This is a genomic window from Pauljensenia sp. UMB0895, assembly GCF_030218905.1.
In the GTDB taxonomy this organism is placed as follows: domain Bacteria; phylum Actinomycetota; class Actinomycetes; order Actinomycetales; family Actinomycetaceae; genus Pauljensenia; species Pauljensenia turicensis_A.
The window spans coordinates 92,108-112,104 of sequence record NZ_JASOQR010000001.1; the positions used below are offsets into that span (position 1 = coordinate 92,108).

Genomic DNA, 19,997 nt, shown 5'->3' on the forward strand with positions numbered 1-19,997 from the left:
GACTACCTACGTCTATCCACTCTTACAAAGGACTAAGTTTATAACTGAGGAGTCTAGTTTAATCAACACTTCATTGCTTTTACGAAATGCAATTATTCATAGGTTCATGGTTCAACAGAAGCGAGGATCACACTCCAAGTCCCATACCTCTGTCGCAAAGTGGCAACAGAAGCAACATCGTCCCTGCCCGTCGCACGTTGCCGCTTCGACCATTTCCTGTACCCCTGAAGTGTCGGTTCGATCTGATTACGCTCACATTCGGCAATGAATTCGCGCAGAACAACGGCCATTGATTCGGAAGTAAACCTGCCAGATCCGCGGGCCCGGCCTCGCGAATTCGCGCGGAACCCAAGACGAGCGGTAGCCCGACTCCACGATCCTCCCCCAAGGCGAGCTGAAATTGTCTGCGACGACGGTGGCCAGAGCAACGCGCCTTTCGTGGACGCTAAATTCCAGCGCTTCAGCAGCGCATCGCGTTCACGATTGCACTGCGACACGGACAGTGGACGCAGTTCATGGCGCTCCATCGCCCATTTGGCAGCCTCGATCAGCAAGACCGCTTCATCCACTTGCTCATCGCTGAGCGGGACCTTGCGCGCGACGGGAGCCAAAAGATCACGAAGAGCCGAATCTTTCCCCGGGATCTCATCACCGAGGCTGGACCGCGAGTTCAATGCCAGCAGAAGCCAAAGACCAGCTTCAATCTGCTCTTCAGTAAACGCGGCGGTACGTTTGTGTACTTTCGGGGTTTCTTCAGCCATACCCCTCACTTTAAACAGGACGCACGCCACTGTGAACTGCCACCCACTGCCCCATTGAGATAGAGCGCCTACGACACGTAAAATACAGGCTTTTCAGGCACCTGAAATTCTATTGGAAGTAGTGACGCATACTCTTCGCACTCGCGTGGCGACATCTACGTGGCAGAACGTGGGAAGATGAAAGTACCCGACGAAGCGAGGAACCATGCCCACCCCAACCATCCCAACGCTCACACTGCCAACCGGAGCGCCTATTCCGCAGTTCGGTTTTGGCACGTACAAAGTGACTGAGGGCGTCTATGAAGCGGTGTCAAACGCGCTGGAGCTGGGGTATCGGCACATTGATACGGCTCAGATGTACGGCAATGAGCCAGAGGTTGGGCGTGCGATCGCAGATTCTAAGATCCCGCGCGAGGAACTGTTCATCACGTCGAAGTTGAACAACACAAACCATGAGCCTGACGTTGCGCGCGCAACTTTCGCTCAGACTTTGGAGGATCTGCGTACTGACTACGTGGATTTGTTCCTCATCCACTGGCCTTTACCCACGCTGTACGACGGAAATGTTGCCCTGCCGTGGAGTGCGCTGGAAGAGTTCTACGCTGATGGTCGTGCGCGTGCGATCGGCCTGTCGAACTACGAAATCGCGCATATCCAGGCGGTTCTCGACGTGGCGACGGTGGCTCCGCATGTTCTGCAGGTGGAGGCTCACCCCTTCCTCCCCAACAACGAGTTGCGCCAGTTCGCGCGCGATCACTCCATGGTGGTGGAAGCCTGGTCTCCGTTGGCACGAGGCCGCGCCCCCTTTGACGAAACCTTGGCCATGATTGGTGCGCGGATCGGGGTCAGCGCCGCTCAGGTAGCTCTGCGGTGGGCGTTGCAACGCGGAGACGTGATCTTCCCGAAGTCGGTGACACCATCGCGTCAGGCGCAGAACCTCGATGTCTTTTCCTTCACGTTGTCGGACGAGGACATGAGAGCCATCGACGCCCTAGACGAGGGCGAGGCAGGGCGCACCGGTTCGAACCCGAATACGATGAATAGGCTCTGACTAGCACTTTTACCGGCTCTTCTTCTTCAGCCCCCACCGCGCTTGTTCACCGTCAGCACGGGCGATCGCGTGCGAATAGAAGAAGGAAGCGAGCGCGAAACGGTCCATGAAACGCTCAAGGATGTCCAGCATGAGACGACGCCTTTTACTCACCCGTGCTGAGCGATAGCATCTACGTCATGACTGAAACCCATGCTCTCGACCAAATTCTTGCCACGCTGGATCCGACAAACGCCGGCGAATACGTTTTCGCCATCGTTGACGAGGTCCCAGCAGGCACCCACCCCTTCGCCGTCATTCGTGATGAGGACAAGCTGACCGCTGTTCTTCCCGTTGACGAAGCCGAAGAGGCCGGTCTTCCGACCGAAAAGCGCTACGCTCACATCTTCCTCGGCCTGCAGGCTGACCTTGATTCGATCGGTATTACCGCGACAATCGCACAGATCCTATCGGCTCGTTCGATTGCAGCGAACCCGATCGCCTGCGCTCGTCACGACCATTTCTTCGTCCAGGCAGATCGTGCGCAGGAAGCTGCCGCTCTGATCGCTGATCTGGGTAAGAACGCTCGCGGATGGCTACCGAACGCCTGACGTTCACGTAGCATGTGCGCCATTTAATGTCGGCGAGAACCTTTCGAGGTTCTCGCCGATTGCGTTTTGCCAGCCGGCCCTACCCACCCATACAACCGCGCTTGTTCACCACCGGCCCCGCCCGTTCAGCGGCCCGACACCAGTACTTGCGCTGGTCAGACCCCATTGCGCGTGTTGGGCATGATCGCACCCCTGTCTGTATCGAATGCAAAGAATCGTTCACCGACTCTGGGAGAACGTGCATTTGGCAGGTAGAATTAACCTCATGGCAAAGGAGCTCTCTCGAACCGACCGTGCCATCGTGCGTTTAGCCGATGGCACGGTAAAGCAGCAGAACCTTCTCACCGGAACCGAGGTGTGGACCGTTCCTGGACGCGGTCACCGCCCGCTATCGGTTCCCCCGGCTCACCCAATGCCCATCGATCACGATCAGGATGGATGCCACTGCGCCTTCTGCGATCGGCGTTATCTTGAGACTCCGCCGGAAAAGTCCCGTTTGGTACGTGACCAGGCCGGAAACTGGAGTGAACTGACCGGACTTCCCGCTGACCAGCTTTCCACGACGACAGCTGAGTTCCGTCGCATCCCGAACCTGTTCGAGATCGTGTCCTACAACTACTGGCATCTGAACCACGGCCACGTTCCCAGCGAAGCTGAACACCGTCGCATGGCGGAATACTTGGCATCCTCCGAGGGCTACGACCATGTGATGCGCGTGGTGCACGCTCGCCTGTCGGCATCAGGTGTCAGCGATGGCGAAATCGACGCAATGTCGGATTCTGACAAGCTACAACAGGCGAATGGCTTCTTCTCCGGCGGTCACGACCTGATCGTTGCCCGACGCCACTACATCGATGGCGCGAAAGACACAACGCAGCTTGCTGCTTCAGGCACAATGACTCCCGAAGAGCACTTCCAGTACACGGCGTTCACAACGCGCACGATGGCGGACCTGTACACCCTTGACCCGAATGTTCGCTACGTCGCTGCATTTCAGAATTGGTTGAAGCCCGCGGGAGCCTCGTTCGACCACCTGCACAAGCAGTTGGTGGCAATCGACGACTTCTCGGTGCAGACGGAAGCCGAACTGAACCGCCTGCGCTCCCAGCCGGATATTTACGACGATATTCTGACCGTCGCCGCCACGCGCAAACTGCTGATTGCGCAGAACGACCATGCGATCGCGATGGCGGGCTTCGGACATCGTTTCCCAGGCGTCGCTATTTGGCCCCTGCATTCCCCGCGCAATCCGTGGGAAGCTTCCGAAGAGCAACTTCGTGCCGTTTCCGACCTGTTGCACGCGGTCCACGCTGCGACCGGTGCCGATGTTCCCTGCAACGAAGAGTGGTACCATCGTCCGCCCACGGTTCGCACGCCGATGCGGTGGAGGATCCTGCTCAAGTGGCGCATTTCGACGCTGGCAGGTTTCGAGGGTGGCACACGCATTTACCTCAACACGCTTGACCCGTGGCACGTGGTCGACCGCTTGGTCCCGCGCCTGGAGGAAATGCGTGGAGCAGGCACGATCGCTCCGATGAAGATCGGCGCGGAATGTCGCGTGGACCCGCAGATGCTGGCTGACTGACGTTCAGCCCGCGAGCGCGCTACTCCACTGGTCGAGCGCCCACGTCGCGGCATTGGAGGACGGCTCGTTGACGGTGATGGCATCGTCTTGAGGGGTCATAAACCAGCTGGCCGGAGTGTTTTCGCCGGCGCTTTCTTCCAGCGGGTAGACGACTCCGTCCTGCGCTAGCGCGTGTTGCCCGTCCCAGCTCAAGAGCCACGCGGCTAGGGAGCGGACACCGTCAAGCTGGGTGGTCTGCGCGGTGGGCGCAATGTACAGGTATCGGGTGACACAGCTGCTTCCCATTGCGACGCCCTGGGATTCGATGCCGGTGTTCGACGTTGTGCGAGCAAGTTCGCGCATGGAGCCGACCATGTAGGGCAGTCGTTTCGCGGGTGCGACGACCGTTTGGGCTCCACTGAGTTCTGTGGCGTCTTTTTGTGCTTCAACTCCGCCCGTGAGCGAGGTTCCTGTCCATGTGGCTAAGGCGGCCTCGTCGTTTTCGATCATCACCGAAGCGGCTTTGAGCGCGCCCACCCACTGGCCGAATCCTTCGCCGTAGGAGGTGGCGACGCCGTCGATGAACGCTCGCCCGATGTCGGATGACACGGGGTCGGGGACAATCAGCGAGGCCGCATCACCGGGATTGCGTAGCGTTTCGAGTCCACTTGGGAGGGCATATCCGTTGACGCTCATCCAGGCTTTGTCGATGAGGACGCACACGTCGTTGCGCCCGTACGCCAACGCCGAGGCGGTTGCGGCTACTTCGGTGCCCGGGGTTGGCGTCAGAGAGAAGAGTGCGTCCGTCGCCAGTTGTGCTGAAGAATTCACGAGGCTCGGCCTGTCGATTCCGAGCACTGCATCGATGTGCTGGCCATCGAGAGCGAAGGCGGAATCAATCACCTGTTGCGCGACGTCGTAGCCGGTTGCTTGGTGGAACGCCTCAATAACTGAGTCGGGAAGTTTTTCTGCCTGAGTGACACCGATGGTGATAGTGCCTGTTCCTTTGGACGGTTCGGGGGCGCCAAGGGTGGAGGCGTTCTCGGACTGCTGGCCGGATGTGGAGTCGGACGAGTGTGGAGATGAGCCGATCGGTCGCGAGAACGGGTCGGTTCCTGAGCCGATGGACGAAGAGCATGCGCTCAGCGCCATGCACATCACGACAATTGCGACGGATGTGGGCATTACGCGACGCAGGTTCACTTTAAGCTCCTCGGATCTGGATCCCAACACCCCAAGTCTACGGCTCGCGTGTGGAATCGTGGCACTCGGGTGCACTCTTCACGTGTCGTGGGGCATGATTGAAGCAGGAATTTACCGCACGTGGTGTGTTGTCGACAGAATTGGAGTGTCCCATGGAGGATTTCGGCTGGAAGATTGCAAGCGCTGGAGCGATGGCTCTTTCTGCTCTTGCCGCAGGAAAGGTCACTGAGCTCGGCTGGAAGCTGGTGACGGGACACGATATTCCGCGTGAAGACGATGACGAGGCCGCGATGGTGTCGCTGGTTCTCTTCGCCGCTACGTCGGCGGCGATCGTAGCGGTTGCTCAGCGTTATGCTCTGCGAGGCGCCAAGAAGTGGTACGGTCCGCGCGCTCCTCAGATTGAGGACTGACAGCTCTTTTTCAGACGCTGAATCTGAGCGCTTCGGCGTGATCACTCGGGCGTGGCTCTGGACTTGATGTCCCCTTTGACTCAGCCGTGATTGCTACAGCGCGGAGTCGCGATCAGCTTTCAACCCCGGAATAACGGGGAAGAACGTGGTCAGGTCAGTGCGCTCACCGGTCGCCTGAACGCGCCCATCCCCTGTTGCTTCGTCCCAGGTAATGATGCCTGTGGCCAGTTGTAACCACACCTGCATAGTCGTTTCGACGACTGCGGGTGGCGTCCCACGACGATGCGTTGTACCCGTAATAATCTGAACCGCGCCCGCAGGTGGGACACGCACCTCGACCGAACGGCCGGGGTGTAAAACTGCGAGTTCCTCAAGAGTGAAACGCACCGCTGTTAAAAGAATGGCACGTTTCGTTTCATCCCGCTCACGCATCCACGTGCGCAGAGCATTCATGCCCTGATCGGTTGGAATCTTCCGGTTAGCCATAGTGCAATCGTAGTCGCCCGGCATTTTCGGGGCTGAATGCGGGTAGACCCCTATATCTTTATTCGCTACTCTCAGACAGGCTAGACACGTAAAGTCGCTCATAGAGTGCCCATCGATGATGCGGGGCTAAAGCTTCGCTCCTCATTTATTAAGGAGATGCATGAACCAGGCAGGCTCTGTTGAGCGCCCAAGCGACGCTGAAAAGCCAGCAGGCACTATGCCTCCATGCGCCTCGTACACTCCTTCAGCTGTCGATAGACTCTTCATCCCCGCAAGTGTCGCCGATATTCCCGAGGCCTCGCGCTACTGCTGGGATGCCGACGTTCTGCTGGAACTGTCAGGCGCTGATCGTATTGGTGAAATCAGCGCACGTCGTACGCAGTTCTTCGATGACCTTGGCGATTTAGCCGATGAGGTAACAGACTCGTTCTTTTCCCTTGACTCCTGGGGACATGCGTTCGGTCACCGACTGCGTGAAGCTGTCGAACGGCGTCAGACGTTGTGGCTGGGAATCTTGCCCGCGCACCTGTTAGAGAAGCTCCGTACTTTTGCTGGCGACCCCGCGCTTGTTCGAGTTGCGGGCGTTCCGTTGGACGACGGATCTTTGCCGGTTGCTATCAACCCGATTGCTCTGATCAATCAGTGGAAGACGTCTGAGGTCACTCGCCGGTATCTGCAGCGTGTTCTTACGGGCGCGGATTCTCTCCGCGCGACGAGAACCGCCATCCATGCCTTGCGGGAGGCTGGCGTGGCTTTCCGTGACCGCTCATTCGCTATTCGAATGATGGTCAATCCGACGTTCTTGGCGTACCTGGTTGTGTTCGTCTACTCGTCACTGCGGGCACTACCGGTTGCTTTTGTTCCGGGGTTCCACGGGAAAGTCTGGGTTCTCTGGTCGATCGACATGATCACCGCTATTCCCTACACATGGGGCGTTCTGGCGATGGTTGCTGGTCGCACGTTCTTTAAACGCGTCATGGGGTTGATTGTCACTATCGTGACCTTCGTGTCCCCCTACGTGTATTTCTGGATGCACGGGCGTCACTATCCACCAATGGTGATCGTGTTCGTCGCCGCGATGATTATTGGCGCCATCGCGTTAGAAGGATTCCGCTGGTGGCGCGACCGCGTCGTGAAACGCACGCTTGTGAATTCGGTGAGTTAAAGCGTCACTCGGCTGATCTCACTGCCCTGAAGTCACTTCGCAGAAACGGCGGGCCCCTGATAGGTGCGCACGAACCCGGTGAAGAGGAACCACGCGGATGAAATCCAGAAGATGATGTTCGCCCACATCGGGATAGTGGGGAAGACTGCGACCATGAAACAGGTGACGGCAATCCAGATGACTGTGACGATGATGTTCGAGGTGCGGTTCTTCTCTACTCGCATCGGATGCGTGAAATAGAGGGGAACCAAGGTCAATACCGCCAGCATCAGCGTTGTCACGACGTTCATCCACGCCGGCGACTGGGTAATGTACATCGTCACGGCAACGATGTTCCAGGCTGCGGGGAAGCCGACGAAGTAGTTGTCGCTCGACTTTTCCCCATCGTTGGCGTAGCAGAACACCGAGGACACGGTTGCGACGATCGCCATCAGCATCGCAACCCACTTCGGACCAAACGGCAGGTAAAGGTACATGAATACTGCCGGCAGGAACGTCCACGTGATGTAGTCGATGATGTTATCCAGAACCGACCCGTCGAACCACGGGATCACTTGGCGTACGCAGGCTTTACGTGCACACGTGCCATCCACGCCGTCGACGATCATGGAGATGCCCAGCCATAGCCACATCAGTTTGATCTGACCTTCAACAAGCGCGACGGCCGCGAGGCAGGCAAAGACAAGGCCCGACATGGTCAGACCATGAACTGCCCAAGCTGCGATAACTCGTTTAATACCAGCGGGTCCACATTCGCCTGTTGTGGGAGTTGGGGCAGGTAATGAAGAATCATTGTGATCGGAATTCTCCGCCGTATTCGTCATACCAGTGGTCACGTCATGCTCCAGTCAGTCGTTTTTGGGATGAACTGGAACCAGTTTCACCCTTCACGTCGACAAAGTGTAGCGATCACGCCGGTGTTCAGGGAAGAATCAGGGCTACCCCCAAAACGAATCATAAGCAAGGCGAGACTCTCGTCTCTTTTCTCATTCATTCCTCGCGATGCTCACTGTCGGTGTTAGTCCGGGCACCATCGCATTAACGGTATACCAATACAACACAGACCCGGGGTGGGTGCGGTTTGTGCACCCACCCCGGGCCGTATGAGTTCAGTCGTATTTCAGAATCGGTCTCGCAGGGCAGCTTCTGACTGAGCGCGAAGGTCGTCCAGGTCGGCGATCCAACCAACAGACTCTCCCGAGTCAGCGAGCAGATCAGAGCCGTGAAGAACCAGCATGTCACCACCGGTCGTACCGATGCGAGCAAAGTCAATGCCTTCTGCCTGGCAGGCAGCGTAGACCGCGTCAAGTGCACCTTCAGGAACGGCGATGATCGCTCGTGCCTGCGACTCGGAGAAGAGCATGTCGAAGTCGCTCAGACCGTTCTGACCCTGTGCACCGGTCAGGTCGAAGGCACCGCCAATTCCGAAGCGGAGCACCGAATCAACGAGAGCCTGTGCCAAGCCACCGTTCGACAGGTCGTGTGCCGAGCGGATCAGCGGGCGACCATCCGGACCATCGGCCTCGGACAGGGCACGGACCACGTTGCCGAGGGCAACTTCAGCCTTCAGATCCACCTTCGGCGGGCGACCGCCCAGGTGATCGTGGCAGATACGTGCCCACGCGGAACCGTCGAGTTCCTCTTGAGTCTGGCCGAGCAGAATGACTGCCAGGCCTTCCTCGGTGAAGCCGGACGGGTTCGCGCGCGTCACGTCCTTCATGATGCCGAGCATACCCACAACCGGCGTCGGGTTAATCGACGAGGTCGGAAGGTTCTTCTCGGTACCGGATGAGTTGTAGAGTGACACGTTACCGCCGGTGACGGGCACGCCCAATTCGATGCAGCCGTCGGCCAGACCCGTCATTGCAGTAACCAGCTGCCACATGGCGTCGGTGTCTTCGGGGTTACCGAAATTGAGGCAGTCGGTAATCGCGACCGGTTCGGCACCAACGATGGCGACGTTTCGGTAGGATTCCGCGAGTGCTTGTAGCGCACCTTCACGAGGATCGAGCTTCGTATACCAGCCGTTTGCGTCGGTGGCCAGGGCAACGCCGAGACCGGTTTCTTCGTCGACGCGGATAACGCCGGCATCATCGGGCTGAGCAAGAGCGGTGTTGCCCTGCACGTAGCGGTCATACTGGTCGGTGACCCAAGCCTTAGAGGCTTGGTTAACGTTGGAGATCACCGCGTTGATATCCGCGAGCAGTTCTCCACCAGTTTCGGGACGCTTCAGGGATGCGGACGTGTTCGCCTGCAGTTCGTCCTGCCATGCTGGGCGGGCGTAGGGACGGTCGTAGACCGGGCCGTCATGGGCAACGGTCTTCGGGTCAACGTCGACGATGCGGTGTCCGAAGTGGTCGATGGTCAGGCGACCGTCACCGGTCAGCGTGCCAATGATCGACGCCTCGACGTCCCACTTGTTGATGATCTCGAAGAAACGTTCCTTATCTTCGGGGGTCACGATCGCCATCATGCGTTCCTGCGACTCGGACATCAGGATTTCGCCTGCGGTCAGGGTCGGGTCACGCAACAGCACGTTCTCAAGGTCGACGTGCATACCAGAATCGCCGTTAGAGGCCAGCTCGGAGGTGGCGCAGGAAATACCTGCGGCGCCGAGGTCCTGGATACCCTGAACGACGTCCGCTTTGAACAGGTCGAGGCAACATTCGATGAGGACCTTCTCCATGAAGGGGTCACCGACCTGCACGGAGGGACGCTTGGCGGGCATGCCGTCTTCGAAGGTTTCGGACGCCAGAATCGATGCGCCACCGATGCCGTCACCGCCGGTGCGCGCGCCGAAGAGGACAACCAGGTTGCCTTCACCGGTTGCGTTTGCCAGGTGAATGTCGTCGTGACGCAGGGTACCGACGCAGAGTGCATTGACCAGCGGGTTGCCCTGGTAGGACGGGTCAAATTCAGTTTCACCACCGATATTCGGCAGGCCGAGGCAGTTGCCGTAGCCACCCACGCCGGAAACCACACCGTGAACGACGCGCGGGGTATCCGGGTGGTCAACCGCGCCGAAACGTAGCTGATCCATGACGGCGACCGGGCGCGCGCCCATGGAGATAATGTCGCGGACAATACCGCCGACGCCGGTTGCAGCACCCTGGTAGGGCTCAACGAACGACGGATGGTTGTGCGACTCAACCTTAAAGGTAACCGCCCACCCGTTACCGATGTCGACGACGCCAGCGTTCTGCCCCATGCCGACCAACAGGTGGCGCTTCATTTCTTCGGTGGTGCGCTCGCCGAACTGCTCAGCGAGGTGCTTCTTCGATGACTTGTAGCTGCAGTGCTCTGACCACATGACAGAGTACATCGCCAGCTCAGCGTTCGTGGGGCGACGACCTAATATCTCGCAGATCTTGGCGTATTCGTCTTCCTTCAGGCCCAGTTCTTTCCAGGGCATATCTTTCGTGGGGGTTGCGGCCGCATCTTCTGTCGTATCCGGCAATTCCCGAGGATTCTCTGCTTTGACCTTCGCGGTCATACCTGCTCCATTCGTTACGCACGTTTCGGTTCGCGTCTATGAACGTTTCGTGAAAAATTCAGCGGGCGCGGCCTCGTATCTATTCACGAGGCCACACGTCGGATTACCCCACTAATCCCATCAGGGCGGACTGGAAGATCTTCAGGCCTTCGGTACCACCGTGTCCGGAGTGCACGCCATCCTTCGTGGCCAGCGGACCAAAGCCCGCTTCGGTCGCGTGTTCGGGGTGTGGCATCAGACCAACGACATTGCCCGCAGCATTTGTCACGCCAGCAATATCGTCCGCGGAACCATTCGGGTTCAGGCCGATGTAGCGGAAGACGATGTGGCCTTCACCTTCGAGACGCTCCAGCTCAGCCGGGGAGGCTTGGAAGTTGCCTTCACCGTTCTTCAGCGGAACCGTGAAGTGCTCGCCAGCGCTAAACGCACGTGTCCACGCGGTATCGGCGTTTTCGACGCGCAGTTCCTGGTCGCGGCAGAAGAACTTCTGATGATCGTTACGGATCAGAGCGCCGGGAAGCAGGTGCGCTTCGCAGAGAACCTGGAAGCCATTGCAGATGCCAAGAACGGGCATACCCTTACCGGCTGCCTCGACAATTTCACCCATCACGGGAGCAGTCGCAGCAATTGCGCCACACCGCAGGTAGTCGCCGTAGGAGAAACCACCGGGGATGACGACCGCGTCAACGCTGTGCAGGTCGGCATCCTTATGCCAGAGAGCGACGGGCTCGCCACCGGCAAGGCGGACGGCGCGCGCAGCATCCCGGTCATCCAAGGTGCCCGGGAAGGTAACAACACCAATGCGGGTCACTTGGTGGCCTCGCCTTCATCCAGCGCCTCGACGCGGACGACATCTTCGATGATCGGGTTCGACAGAACCTCTTCAGCTGCCTTGCGGGCATCCGCGAGAAGTTCCTCGGTGACCGGGCCGTCAACCGTCAGGTGGAAGCACTTGCCCTGGCGAACAGAAGCAAAGCTTGTGATTCCAAGCCTCGGAAGTGCAGATCCCACTGCCTTACCCTGGGGATCCAGGATTTCCGGCTTCGGCATCACTTCCACGATGATTCGCCCCACGGCGTCCTCCTATTGTGCGTGCGGAATTTCCGCGTGTTGGGTGACGGGCTTGACCCGCTTAATTGGTGGTGATGGTTATAGTGTCGGTTCTTCGCCGGTCAGGCGAACAAACGCTTCGATGTAACGGTCGCGAGTTGCGGTCACAACGGATTCTGGAAGGACGGGCGGATTTTCTCCCGACTTCTTGTCCCATCCGGATTCGGCGCTGGTCAGCCAGTCGCGAACGTACTGTTTATCGAAGCTCGGGGTGATCTGGCCGGGCTGCCACTGGTCGGCGGGCCAGAATCGCGAGGAATCAGGGGTCAGGATTTCGTCGCCCAGGACCAGGTTGCCTGTTGCGGGATCCAGCCCGAATTCAAACTTGGTGTCGGCGATGATGACACCGCGCTCGGCAGCGATTTCGCGAGCACCTTCATACAGGGCGATAGAAACGTCGCGCAGGCGAGACGCAAGTTCTTCGCCGACCATTTCAGCTGCGCGTCCGAAGGAAATGTTCTCGTCGTGATCGCCCAGTTCCGCCTTGGCAGCGGGAGTAAAGATCGGGGTTTCGAGGCGCGAGGCTTCAACCAGACCCTCGGGAAGAGCGATATCGCAAACGGTGCCCGACTCTTTGTATTCGACCAAGCCGGAACCCGTCAGGTATCCGCGAACGACGCACTCGATCGGAATCATATTCAGAGCCTTGGCAACCACTGATCGACCGACGAGGGGAGCCGGAACGCTCAAAGGATCTGTGGCATCAGTTTCAGCAGTGATGACATGGTTTTCAATCACGTCGCGTAGCTGTTCCATCCACCAGAGAGCAAGCTGGTTCAGCACCTTGCCCTTTCCGGGGATTTCCGACGGCAGAATGTAGTCGTAAGCGCTGATGCGGTCCGAGGTCACCAGAAGAAGACGGTCAGGTGTTTCCTGATCGGCGGGCGCGTAGATGTCACGCACCTTGCCGGAGGACACATGTTTCCATCCTGGAAGTTCCATAGCAGCCATTACGCGTCCTCCGTCTCTATTCAGTTCAGTTCTTAGCGTCTAGCTCGGCCGGCCAGGTTGCAATGTCTTTACGGTGATGCTCACCAGCGAAGCTGATCCAATCGACGCCCTCGTAGGCCTTGGCTCTGGCTTCTTCAACGGTTGCGCCGCGTCCCACGACGTCCAGCACACGCCCACCGGAATTCACCAGCATTTCGTCGGGTTCGAACCCGCAACACCCCAGTGCAACCTCCTCCGCCGAAGATGTGATCTCAAAACGAGTACCCGCGTGAATAACATGCACGCCGTCGATAGCTTCCGCGTCCTCAATGCCTGTGATTTCATGTCCGGTATCGGGTGTGTCCGGGTAGCCACCCGATGCCATCACAACCGTGACCACCGCATCCGGGGACCAGATGGGAGCAGGCAAATGAGCAAGCGTTCCAGTCGCCGCGGCGTAGAGCAGGTCAGCAAGTGACGAATCGAGGCGTTCAAGAACAACCTGCGTCTCAGGATCACCGAAGCGAACATTGAATTCGACGACGCGAATACCTTTCGACGTCATTGCCAGACCGCAGTAAAGCAGCCCCACGAACGGGGTTCCGCGACGAGCCATCTCGTCAACGGTCGGCTGAGCAACGGTCTTCACGACCTCGTCGACAACCGAGTCATCCAGCCACGGAAGCGGCGTGTACGCACCCATGCCACCCGTATTCGGACCGGAGTTTCCGTCGCCAACACGCTTGAAGTCTTGAGCGGGAACTAGCGGAACAACAGTCGTGCCATCGCTGACGCAGAACAGAGAGACCTCGGGGCCATCCAAGTATTCCTCAACCAAGACAACGCCATCTTCACGGTTCAGGCAGGTGGTTGCGTGAGCAAGCGCCACATTGCGATCATCAGTCACCACAACACCCTTGCCAGCGGCAAGCGCATCATCCTTCACCACGTAGGGAGCGCCGAATGCGTTGAACGCAGCCTCGACCTCTTCGGTCGTACGGCAGGTGAAAGCGCGAGCGGTCGGAACACCAGCTGCTTCCATGACCTCTTTAGCGAATGCCTTGGACGCCTCAAGTTGAGCAGCAACCTTCGACGGGCCAAAAACCGGGATACCTTCAGCGCGCACAGCGTCAGCGACGCCGGCGACAAGAGGAGCCTCAGGGCCAACAACAACCAGGTCCACTCCGCGACCCTTCGCGCGCACAGCGACATCATCCGGATTCAGCGGGTTAAATACAAGTGATTGCCCCAGTGGCTCAAGCCCCGGGTTACCCGCCTGAACAATCAGTTCAACCGGATCAGATGAAGATGCAGTACGTACGAGGTTTCGGGCGAGGGCGACCTCGCGCCCCCCATTTCCCACTAAGAGGACCTTCATGGCTTCAGCCTATCGATGTTTGCGAGCTGGCGCGACACTCGTCCAATTCCTCCCGACGTGGGACGTGCCACGAATCCACCTTCCGCGCCGCCCAGTTTCGTGATTGACGAGGCCGGATCCGACCTACCATGCGCCATTCGAATCGCCGGTCCGAGTGGTCGCAGACGAATCTTCATCAACGTCAGTGCTACGACGCAATCGACGTTCAATTTCTTGACGACGTTGCTCTTCTGGGGTCAATGGCTTCGATTCTTCATCGCCCTCCTGGTCCAACGAATCACCCTGCTGACTCTGTTCTTGACCGCCACCGGAAGAACTCTGGCCCGAAGAGTCGCTGCTCTGCGAATTATTCGACTTATCCGGCTTACCTTGTGCGCGCTGACGCTTATTCTTCAAGCGCTCGCGAGCCCTACTTGCCTGCTCAGATTGGGAAGATTCTTCCTGATCAGCAGATCCGTCACCCGACCCCTGGTCAGGCTGAGAGTCTCCGCCCTGCCGGTCGGCCTCGTTATCCGAAGACGAACCGGACTGCGACGAACTCGATTGGTCGGAATCGCCAGACTGACCTTGATCGCCACCTTGGCCCCCTCGGCCACCGGAGGACTGATCCTGCGGATCCGACGGGTCTTGCGGCCGGGAATCAAGAGTGCACGCAACAAGCATTTCATCCGCCTGCTGGTAATTCTGATCCGCTTCATCACCCTTGCCGGATTCTGTCGCCTGGTCGCCCAATACCTCGAGCGCAAGAGCAGTGTTAATACGCACCTGACACTCGTAAGAGAAGGCTTGAATGTGCCCCTCTTCGTCCTGTGTAGCCTTCGGGACGCCTTCAAGAGCAATCTGCAATTCGCTGAGTGCCTGACCTGCTTTGCCCTCTTTCAAAAGAGACGTGCCCACGTTGTAATGCGCCACCCATGACTCTGGCCCGTAGGTCGTCAACGTACGTTGCGTTGAATACTCGCCCGTTGCCTGGGTGTACTCGCCCGCCCGCCACTGGTCTCGCGTGTGATGAGACCAGACGGGAAGCCCCACAAGGAACGACGCAATCAGGCTAGCAACGACAATGAGGGGCGTAGACCTCAGGAGTCTGCGCAGATCTTCCTTTGTTCGCTCCCGCTTTGCCGGAACAGGCTGGCGTTCAGGATCACCAGCAGTACGCCCACCGAAGGGAAGCGCGACCTCGTACTTATTCGCCTTACGGGTGTTCTTCTTAGATGGCACGAGCCCTCCTCATGTTTCGGGCTTTACCTGCAACGATCGCGGTTTCCCACTGAAGCATTCCGCCCAAGAACAGGGCAAACGGCCAAATCAGGTAGCGTGCTGCCTTCACTTGGGCTCGCTGAGTGGCCACTACCTGCGAATTTTCATCCAGAGTCGACGCAGCCTGTTTGACCTCGGCAGTTGCCGGCGAGTGGATGTACGTCAGCCCCGTTTGCTCGGCAATGTCTTTCAAGGCGTCCTCGTCAATGCGCGTAATCGCGATCGGAGAATCCGGCTCGGAACCATCGCGAATGTACTCGTCTTCGACCACTTCACCTGCTTGATCGCCCGACTGAGAGTCTTCGGTGTATCCGCGCTCCTGCGCGTCACCCGTCAGGCGACGCACCTTCATCGGCCCACCCTCTTTCGTGCCGTACCCGATGATCGCACCACCGTCGACGTATCGGCTCATCAACCCCCACGAAGACGTACTCATGTCGTCGATGGGACTCCAGACGTCTTCATTCGAGCTTTCCCCGTCAGAGAAGACGAAAAGCCCACGGATTGCGTCCGGATCTTGTTCTTCAGCGTCAGACAGCGCACTGAAAAGAGCTGAAGCCGGACGATTCGGTGTCGACCCGTGGGACGAGTCAGAAAGCTCCTGACGCAGGTTCGTCAGATAGCTGTCGGCAGCATCCCGATCCGTCGTCAGAGGGAGAACCGTGCTGACATTCGAATCCCAGACCATGATCGTGATGCGAGCACCCGGCATTGCATCAAGGATGGTCTGAACGTCCTGTTTGACGCCCTCGATTCGAGGCCGATCGCCATCCCAGTCTTCACCCGCCATCGATCCTGTCCGGTCGATGACAATCCACGCTTCGGCCGCCGAGCCAACGTCACTTGCCTTGCCAGGAATGGAGGGGCCCGCCATCATAAAGACCAACAGAGCAACGATCGTGGCACGTCTGGCGGCTTCACGTTTCGATGTGCGCGTACCTCGCTTCAGCCCAAGCAGGACCAGCGCGAATCCAACAAGCGCCACAAGAATGAACGCTGTTAAAGAAAACACGGGACGGAAGAACATGTCAGAGCCTCCCGATCGCAAGCAGACCGAGGAACCCGATAATGCCAACAGCGGCAAGACTGAGGAAGCCAGCCGGCTTATCGATCTCAAGAACCTTCGCATGCTCGGACAATTCGATGCGCTGTAGAGATTCGATTTCTTGGATGATCCCTTGGACGCTCGCAGCGTCGGAGGCATCATAGAAGACACCGCCGTTGTCTTCGGTCAGCTCTTTCAGTTCTTCACCCTCGGTGGTCAGCAGGTCACCATCCCCGGGATACAGGGTGGTCACCTGAACGTTCTGCTGATGAGCAAAATCAAACGCCTGAGCAAGCGTGTAAATCTGCGGACCGTTGATCTCGTTATCCGTGGCAAAAAGAATCAGACGTGAACGGTCTTCGCCGGAGTGGTCAAAACTCAGCACACACGACGCCAAGCCGTCGCCTGCAAGCGACGCGGCTTCTTCTTCGTCGTCAAGGGTCGCCGCCGTGTAGTCAATCAGCTCCTGCGTGACATACACGCCGTCGGCGCTTTCACCCAGGTAGCCTTCCTTCATGATTCGGCTCATCTCGTCGAGCTCAGACACCGCAAGGTCGTAGTCGTTCGTCAGCGGGAACTTCACCAACGTGCGAGAATTCCACAGGTTCAAGCTGATTCTTTCGCCTGCAAAATGCTGAACAATCCGCGAAAAAGCATCGCCGATATTCCCGTCGTAGGGGATCATCGACCCCGACGTATCCAGGCACAAAACAATGTCACGTGACGCCGTCTTCTCATCCTGGATCACGCGATCAATGGGTGCCCCGGCACTGAATGCCACGCCGACAATGCCCAAGCTCAAAAAGACAATCGCGCCCGCAAGCATGATGCGACTACGCCTGACCAGGCGTTTAAAGCCGGGCAACGTTGAGATATAGCCGGAATGCGCCACCCAGCCTCGTGAATCATTCGCGATAGAGGACGAGGCCGCACGCCTCCACCCAACGACCAACGCGACCAGGGCGGCTCCGATAACGAGAACAACGAAAAAGGTGAACTTCACTGATCGATCACCTTCAACGCTGACTCAAGAAGCGTCGACACCCACTTGCGCGTCGGTTGGCCGGAGAACGAGGGTTCGACGCAGCGCTCCATCAGATGCACGTACGCCGGCCACATCGGCACGAGCGCGCGAATCTCAGCGACCGTCGCGGACTCAAGATTGCGCCCCGTCCGCTCGGTCCCCAGCGCGCGCATCAAGCCCGCAACCGCCAAGTGAACCTCGGATTCGTTCCATTCTCCGGCGAAGAAATTCGCTTCGATCTGCACAAGATTGTCACGGTATGCACGACGTTGCTCAGCGCTCAGATCACGCAGGCCCCGCGGACGATTCGCATCCGACTTCCACCAGCGGACAAGGCACGCCACAATCCACGCGACGATGACGAGGAACAGAATGAGACCGGCAACCCACATCCACTCGGGATACACGACCGGCTCGCGAACACCGTCCAGAATGTTACCTGACACGAATCCCCCTTTCGAGGGCGCTCATCAGAGCACGCGGCACGTCCTTCGAGCCCGAAACCGACACTCGGATCACACCGCGATGATCCAGTAGGGACGCGACCTCTTGACGCCTAGCCGACACGATCAACTTCGCCTGGTCAGCCAACTGCGTGTCACCCAACAGGAAATCCGGCAACGGCCCCTGATCGACATCGACAATGCGAGTTCCCTTCGGCAAGTCCATCGGATTCATATCATTCACAGACACCACGATCACCGCATGTTTGCGCGTCAGCTTCGCTAAGACTGCATCCGCTTGCGAACCTGGCTCAGGCTGGAGCGAATCCGTTGCCAGAACAATCAGGGACCTACGACGAATCGCAACACACGCTCGCTCAAGAAGCGCCGTCACATTCGACGCGGGTGTTTCAAGCGTGATCGTCGGGCTGAGCCGTCGCAGAAGCATCTCCGCGTAGGCATTACCTGAACGCGCCGGGGAAATCGTGATCTTCTGACTATCCCCTGAAATCGCACCCAACTGATCGCCACGCGCTACCGCCAACCATGCGATCGCCTCACAGGCACTGGCGACAACATCAATCTTCGGCTCGCCCGATGGAGCAAGCGCCCCCATCGAACGCCCCGTGTCGACCAGCAGGACAACCTGCAGGTTAGCCGTCGACTCATAGCGACGAATAATCGCCTGCCCTGTACGAGCGGTCGCAGCCCAATCAATATCCTGGACGTCATCGCCCGCATGATATTCGGCAAGATCAAGAAAATCCCAGCCACGGCCCGGACGCGCACCGGAATGCTGCCCATCCATGATGGACAGCAGTTTGCGCATGATCGGCAAGCGCGCACGCGACGACAACGCGTGGATCTCGCGACTACGAACGGGCATGACAGCGTATCAGCTTCCTAGAATTCGACCGAAATAACATGAAGCGGGGCTCACGGAACAGGGACAGCGTTGAAGACAGCATCAATCAGGCCTTCAACCGACACATCGTCAGCCAACGCATCGAACGTGCGGATAATGCGGTGGCGGAGCACCGAATAACGCATGGCCTTCACATCGTCGGGAACAACAAAATGACGACCTTCAAGGAGCGCAATGGCCTGAGCGGCACGCATCAACGCAATACCACCGCGCGGAGACGCACCCACCCGCACATGATTTGCCCACGCTGGCAACGGAACGGGCCCGGAACCGCGGGTCGTGTTCATCAAGTCTACGATGTAGCCCTTCAACGTGTCGTGGACAAACACCTTCTGAACGGTGTCCTGCAGACCCACCAGCTCCTCAATCGAAATCGGCTCACCCGTAGCGGGTTGCGCCATCTGGCCAGACTCAATGCGAGACAGGATCTCAAGTTCTTCGCGTGGCTGGGGGTATGTAATAACCTGCTTCAAAAGGAAGCGGTCCATCTGAGCCTCGGGAAGAACGTACGTGCCTTCTTCCTCGATCGGGTTCTGGGTGGCCATCACCATGAACGGCTGGGGAAGCGGATAGTTCACGCCACCAATCGTTGTCTGATATTCCGCCATTGCTTCAAGCATCGCGGACTGGGTTTTCGCGCTGGAACGGTTGATTTCGTCCATCAACACGAAGTTTGCGTGGACAGGACCAAGCTGAGTGGTCATTTCTGCGGTTGCCTGGTTCCAGATCTGCATACCGACGATGTCGTTAGGCATCAGGTCAGGTGTGCACTGGATTCGACGGAACGAACCGGAGACAGCGGAGGCAAGCGTTTGGGCGGCAGTCGTTTTCGCCAGGCCGGGGACGGACTCGATCAGGATGTGACCACGAGTCAGCAGACCCACCATCAGTGCACGCTTGAGGTCGTGCTGGCCGACAACTTTCGAAGAGAAAATGTCGGAGACTCGCCCTAAAAGCTCCCCAGCCTTTTCAAGTTCTTCAGCGGAAATAGTTGGTGCCACCGTTGGCCTCCCCACTCGATTGTGTGTATTTCTTAGGGCTAATGCCCAAATTTTATCGCAGGCCACCGAGAACACGGTTTGCATATAAAAGCCCGGTGGTCGGACCCATCGGGTCCGACCACCGGTATAGATCGCGTGCGCTAGAGCGCTACCTGAAA

Annotated in this window: 21 protein-coding genes; 5 read left to right on the forward strand and 16 right to left on the reverse strand. The window is 58.3% G+C overall.

The features are described from left to right. Positions 1-104 precede the first annotated feature (104 nt). Entirely contained in the window at positions 105-761 is a 657-nt protein-coding gene (locus QP503_RS00420; RefSeq protein ID WP_103632476.1) for a hypothetical protein, read from the reverse strand. 205 nt (positions 762-966) lie between these two features. Between QP503_RS00420 and QP503_RS00425 the strand changes: the two genes are divergently transcribed. Next, positions 967-1,812 (forward strand): aldo/keto reductase, encoded by an 846-nt coding sequence (locus QP503_RS00425; RefSeq protein ID WP_006680287.1) that lies wholly within the window; start codon positions 967-969, stop codon positions 1,810-1,812. Positions 1,813-1,821: 9 nt separating this feature from the next. Here the strand turns inward: QP503_RS00425 and QP503_RS00430 are convergent, their stop codons facing one another. After that, positions 1,822-1,944: a hypothetical protein gene (locus tag QP503_RS00430; RefSeq protein ID WP_006680288.1), complete on the reverse strand. Its 123-nt coding sequence runs from the start codon at positions 1,942-1,944 to the stop codon at positions 1,822-1,824. A 47-nt stretch (positions 1,945-1,991) separates the two neighbouring features. On the opposite strand from QP503_RS00430, the gene QP503_RS00435 reads away from it, so the two are divergent. Continuing rightward, positions 1,992-2,402 carry an ACT domain-containing protein gene (locus QP503_RS00435; RefSeq protein ID WP_103632490.1) on the forward strand — a complete coding sequence of 137 codons (411 nt, stop codon included), beginning with the start codon at positions 1,992-1,994 and terminating at the stop codon, positions 2,400-2,402. Positions 2,403-2,667: 265 nt separating this feature from the next. Continuing rightward, the gene (locus QP503_RS00440; RefSeq protein WP_103632478.1) at positions 2,668-3,987 is read left to right on the forward strand and encodes a DUF4921 family protein; all 1,320 of its coding nucleotides are present in this window, start codon (positions 2,668-2,670) and stop codon (positions 3,985-3,987) included. Positions 3,988-3,990: 3 nt separating this feature from the next. Here the strand turns inward: QP503_RS00440 and QP503_RS00445 are convergent, their stop codons facing one another. Beyond that, positions 3,991-5,169 carry a type 2 periplasmic-binding domain-containing protein gene (locus QP503_RS00445; RefSeq protein ID WP_006680291.1) on the reverse strand — a complete coding sequence of 393 codons (1,179 nt, stop codon included), beginning with the start codon at positions 5,167-5,169 and terminating at the stop codon, positions 3,991-3,993. A 152-nt stretch (positions 5,170-5,321) separates the two neighbouring features. Between QP503_RS00445 and QP503_RS00450 the strand changes: the two genes are divergently transcribed. Beyond that, complete coding sequence (locus tag QP503_RS00450; RefSeq protein ID WP_006680292.1) at positions 5,322-5,579, forward strand: DUF4235 domain-containing protein; 258 nt, start codon at positions 5,322-5,324, stop codon at positions 5,577-5,579. 93 nt (positions 5,580-5,672) lie between these two features. Here the strand turns inward: QP503_RS00450 and QP503_RS00455 are convergent, their stop codons facing one another. Further along, positions 5,673-6,065, reverse strand: a complete 393-nt coding sequence (locus QP503_RS00455) for a sterol carrier family protein (protein WP_040318326.1) — start codon at positions 6,063-6,065, stop codon at positions 5,673-5,675. A 160-nt stretch (positions 6,066-6,225) separates the two neighbouring features. On the opposite strand from QP503_RS00455, the gene QP503_RS00460 reads away from it, so the two are divergent. Next, positions 6,226-7,230, forward strand: a complete 1,005-nt coding sequence (locus tag QP503_RS00460; RefSeq protein ID WP_006680294.1) for a hypothetical protein — start codon at positions 6,226-6,228, stop codon at positions 7,228-7,230. 32 nt (positions 7,231-7,262) lie between these two features. On the opposite strand, the gene QP503_RS00465 is transcribed toward QP503_RS00460, so the two are convergent. The 12 genes from QP503_RS00465 to QP503_RS00520 all read right to left on the reverse strand — a co-directional run bounded on the left by QP503_RS00465 (position 7,263) and on the right by QP503_RS00520 (position 19,839). Beyond that, on the reverse strand, positions 7,263-8,066 hold the full coding sequence (locus QP503_RS00465) for a CDP-alcohol phosphatidyltransferase family protein (RefSeq protein ID WP_006680295.1): 804 nt from the start codon (positions 8,064-8,066) through the stop codon (positions 7,263-7,265). A gap of 284 nt (positions 8,067-8,350) precedes the next feature. Beyond that, positions 8,351-10,723: a phosphoribosylformylglycinamidine synthase subunit PurL gene (gene purL, locus QP503_RS00470; protein WP_006680296.1), complete on the reverse strand. Its 2,373-nt coding sequence runs from the start codon at positions 10,721-10,723 to the stop codon at positions 8,351-8,353. 103 nt (positions 10,724-10,826) lie between these two features. Further along, positions 10,827-11,534, reverse strand: coding sequence for a phosphoribosylformylglycinamidine synthase subunit PurQ (gene purQ / locus QP503_RS00475; protein WP_006680297.1), 708 nt, complete (start codon positions 11,532-11,534; stop codon positions 10,827-10,829). Further along, positions 11,531-11,797, reverse strand: a complete 267-nt coding sequence (gene purS, locus QP503_RS00480; protein WP_006680298.1) for a phosphoribosylformylglycinamidine synthase subunit PurS — start codon at positions 11,795-11,797, stop codon at positions 11,531-11,533. Before purS ends, purQ begins: the two co-directional genes overlap by 4 nt. A gap of 75 nt (positions 11,798-11,872) precedes the next feature. Next, positions 11,873-12,784, reverse strand: a complete 912-nt coding sequence (locus tag QP503_RS00485) for a phosphoribosylaminoimidazolesuccinocarboxamide synthase (RefSeq protein ID WP_006680299.1) — start codon at positions 12,782-12,784, stop codon at positions 11,873-11,875. A gap of 25 nt (positions 12,785-12,809) precedes the next feature. Further along, the gene (gene purD / locus QP503_RS00490; protein ID WP_006680300.1) at positions 12,810-14,141 is read right to left on the reverse strand and encodes a phosphoribosylamine--glycine ligase; all 1,332 of its coding nucleotides are present in this window, start codon (positions 14,139-14,141) and stop codon (positions 12,810-12,812) included. A 123-nt stretch (positions 14,142-14,264) separates the two neighbouring features. Continuing rightward, positions 14,265-15,362 (reverse strand): hypothetical protein, encoded by a 1,098-nt coding sequence (locus QP503_RS00495; protein ID WP_103632479.1) that lies wholly within the window; start codon positions 15,360-15,362, stop codon positions 14,265-14,267. Beyond that, complete coding sequence (locus QP503_RS00500) at positions 15,352-16,428, reverse strand: vWA domain-containing protein (protein ID WP_181002134.1); 1,077 nt, start codon at positions 16,426-16,428, stop codon at positions 15,352-15,354. The genes QP503_RS00495 and QP503_RS00500 overlap by 11 nt, the downstream gene beginning before the upstream one ends. Position 16,429: 1 nt before the next feature. Beyond that, the gene (locus QP503_RS00505; protein ID WP_103632481.1) at positions 16,430-17,449 is read right to left on the reverse strand and encodes a vWA domain-containing protein; all 1,020 of its coding nucleotides are present in this window, start codon (positions 17,447-17,449) and stop codon (positions 16,430-16,432) included. Continuing rightward, positions 17,446-17,916 (reverse strand): hypothetical protein, encoded by a 471-nt coding sequence (locus QP503_RS00510; protein ID WP_103632482.1) that lies wholly within the window; start codon positions 17,914-17,916, stop codon positions 17,446-17,448. The genes QP503_RS00505 and QP503_RS00510 overlap by 4 nt, the downstream gene beginning before the upstream one ends. Continuing rightward, the gene (locus QP503_RS00515) at positions 17,906-18,799 is read right to left on the reverse strand and encodes a DUF58 domain-containing protein (protein ID WP_103632483.1); all 894 of its coding nucleotides are present in this window, start codon (positions 18,797-18,799) and stop codon (positions 17,906-17,908) included. Before QP503_RS00515 ends, QP503_RS00510 begins: the two co-directional genes overlap by 11 nt. Positions 18,800-18,849: 50 nt before the next feature. Further along, on the reverse strand, positions 18,850-19,839 hold the full coding sequence (locus QP503_RS00520) for an AAA family ATPase (RefSeq protein WP_103632484.1): 990 nt from the start codon (positions 19,837-19,839) through the stop codon (positions 18,850-18,852). Positions 19,840-19,997: the final 158 nt, after the last annotated feature.

What these genes read in the sequence shown, in the direction of transcription:
- QP503_RS00515 (WP_103632483.1), bottom strand. Translation starts at nt 18,799, where the DNA reads ATGCCCGTTCGTAGTCGCGAGATCCACGCGTTGTCGTCGCGTGCGCGC.
- QP503_RS00420 (WP_103632476.1), bottom strand. Translation starts at nt 761, where the DNA reads ATGGCTGAAGAAACCCCGAAAGTACACAAACGTACCGCCGCGTTTACT.
- QP503_RS00485 (WP_006680299.1), bottom strand. Translation starts at nt 12,784, where the DNA reads ATGGCTGCTATGGAACTTCCAGGATGGAAACATGTGTCCTCCGGCAAG.
- QP503_RS00460 (WP_006680294.1), top strand. Translation starts at nt 6,226, where the DNA reads ATGAACCAGGCAGGCTCTGTTGAGCGCCCAAGCGACGCTGAAAAGCCA.
- QP503_RS00425 (WP_006680287.1), top strand. Translation starts at nt 967, where the DNA reads ATGCCCACCCCAACCATCCCAACGCTCACACTGCCAACCGGAGCGCCT.
- QP503_RS00450 (WP_006680292.1), top strand. Translation starts at nt 5,322, where the DNA reads ATGGAGGATTTCGGCTGGAAGATTGCAAGCGCTGGAGCGATGGCTCTT.
- QP503_RS00455 (WP_040318326.1), bottom strand. Translation starts at nt 6,065, where the DNA reads ATGGCTAACCGGAAGATTCCAACCGATCAGGGCATGAATGCTCTGCGC.
- purL (WP_006680296.1), bottom strand. Translation starts at nt 10,723, where the DNA reads ATGACCGCGAAGGTCAAAGCAGAGAATCCTCGGGAATTGCCGGATACG.
- QP503_RS00430 (WP_006680288.1), bottom strand. Translation starts at nt 1,944, where the DNA reads ATGCTGGACATCCTTGAGCGTTTCATGGACCGTTTCGCGCTCGCTTCC.
- QP503_RS00440 (WP_103632478.1), top strand. Translation starts at nt 2,668, where the DNA reads ATGGCAAAGGAGCTCTCTCGAACCGACCGTGCCATCGTGCGTTTAGCC.
- QP503_RS00500 (WP_181002134.1), bottom strand. Translation starts at nt 16,428, where the DNA reads ATGTTCTTCCGTCCCGTGTTTTCTTTAACAGCGTTCATTCTTGTGGCG.
- QP503_RS00435 (WP_103632490.1), top strand. Translation starts at nt 1,992, where the DNA reads ATGACTGAAACCCATGCTCTCGACCAAATTCTTGCCACGCTGGATCCG.
- purD (WP_006680300.1), bottom strand. Translation starts at nt 14,141, where the DNA reads ATGAAGGTCCTCTTAGTGGGAAATGGGGGGCGCGAGGTCGCCCTCGCC.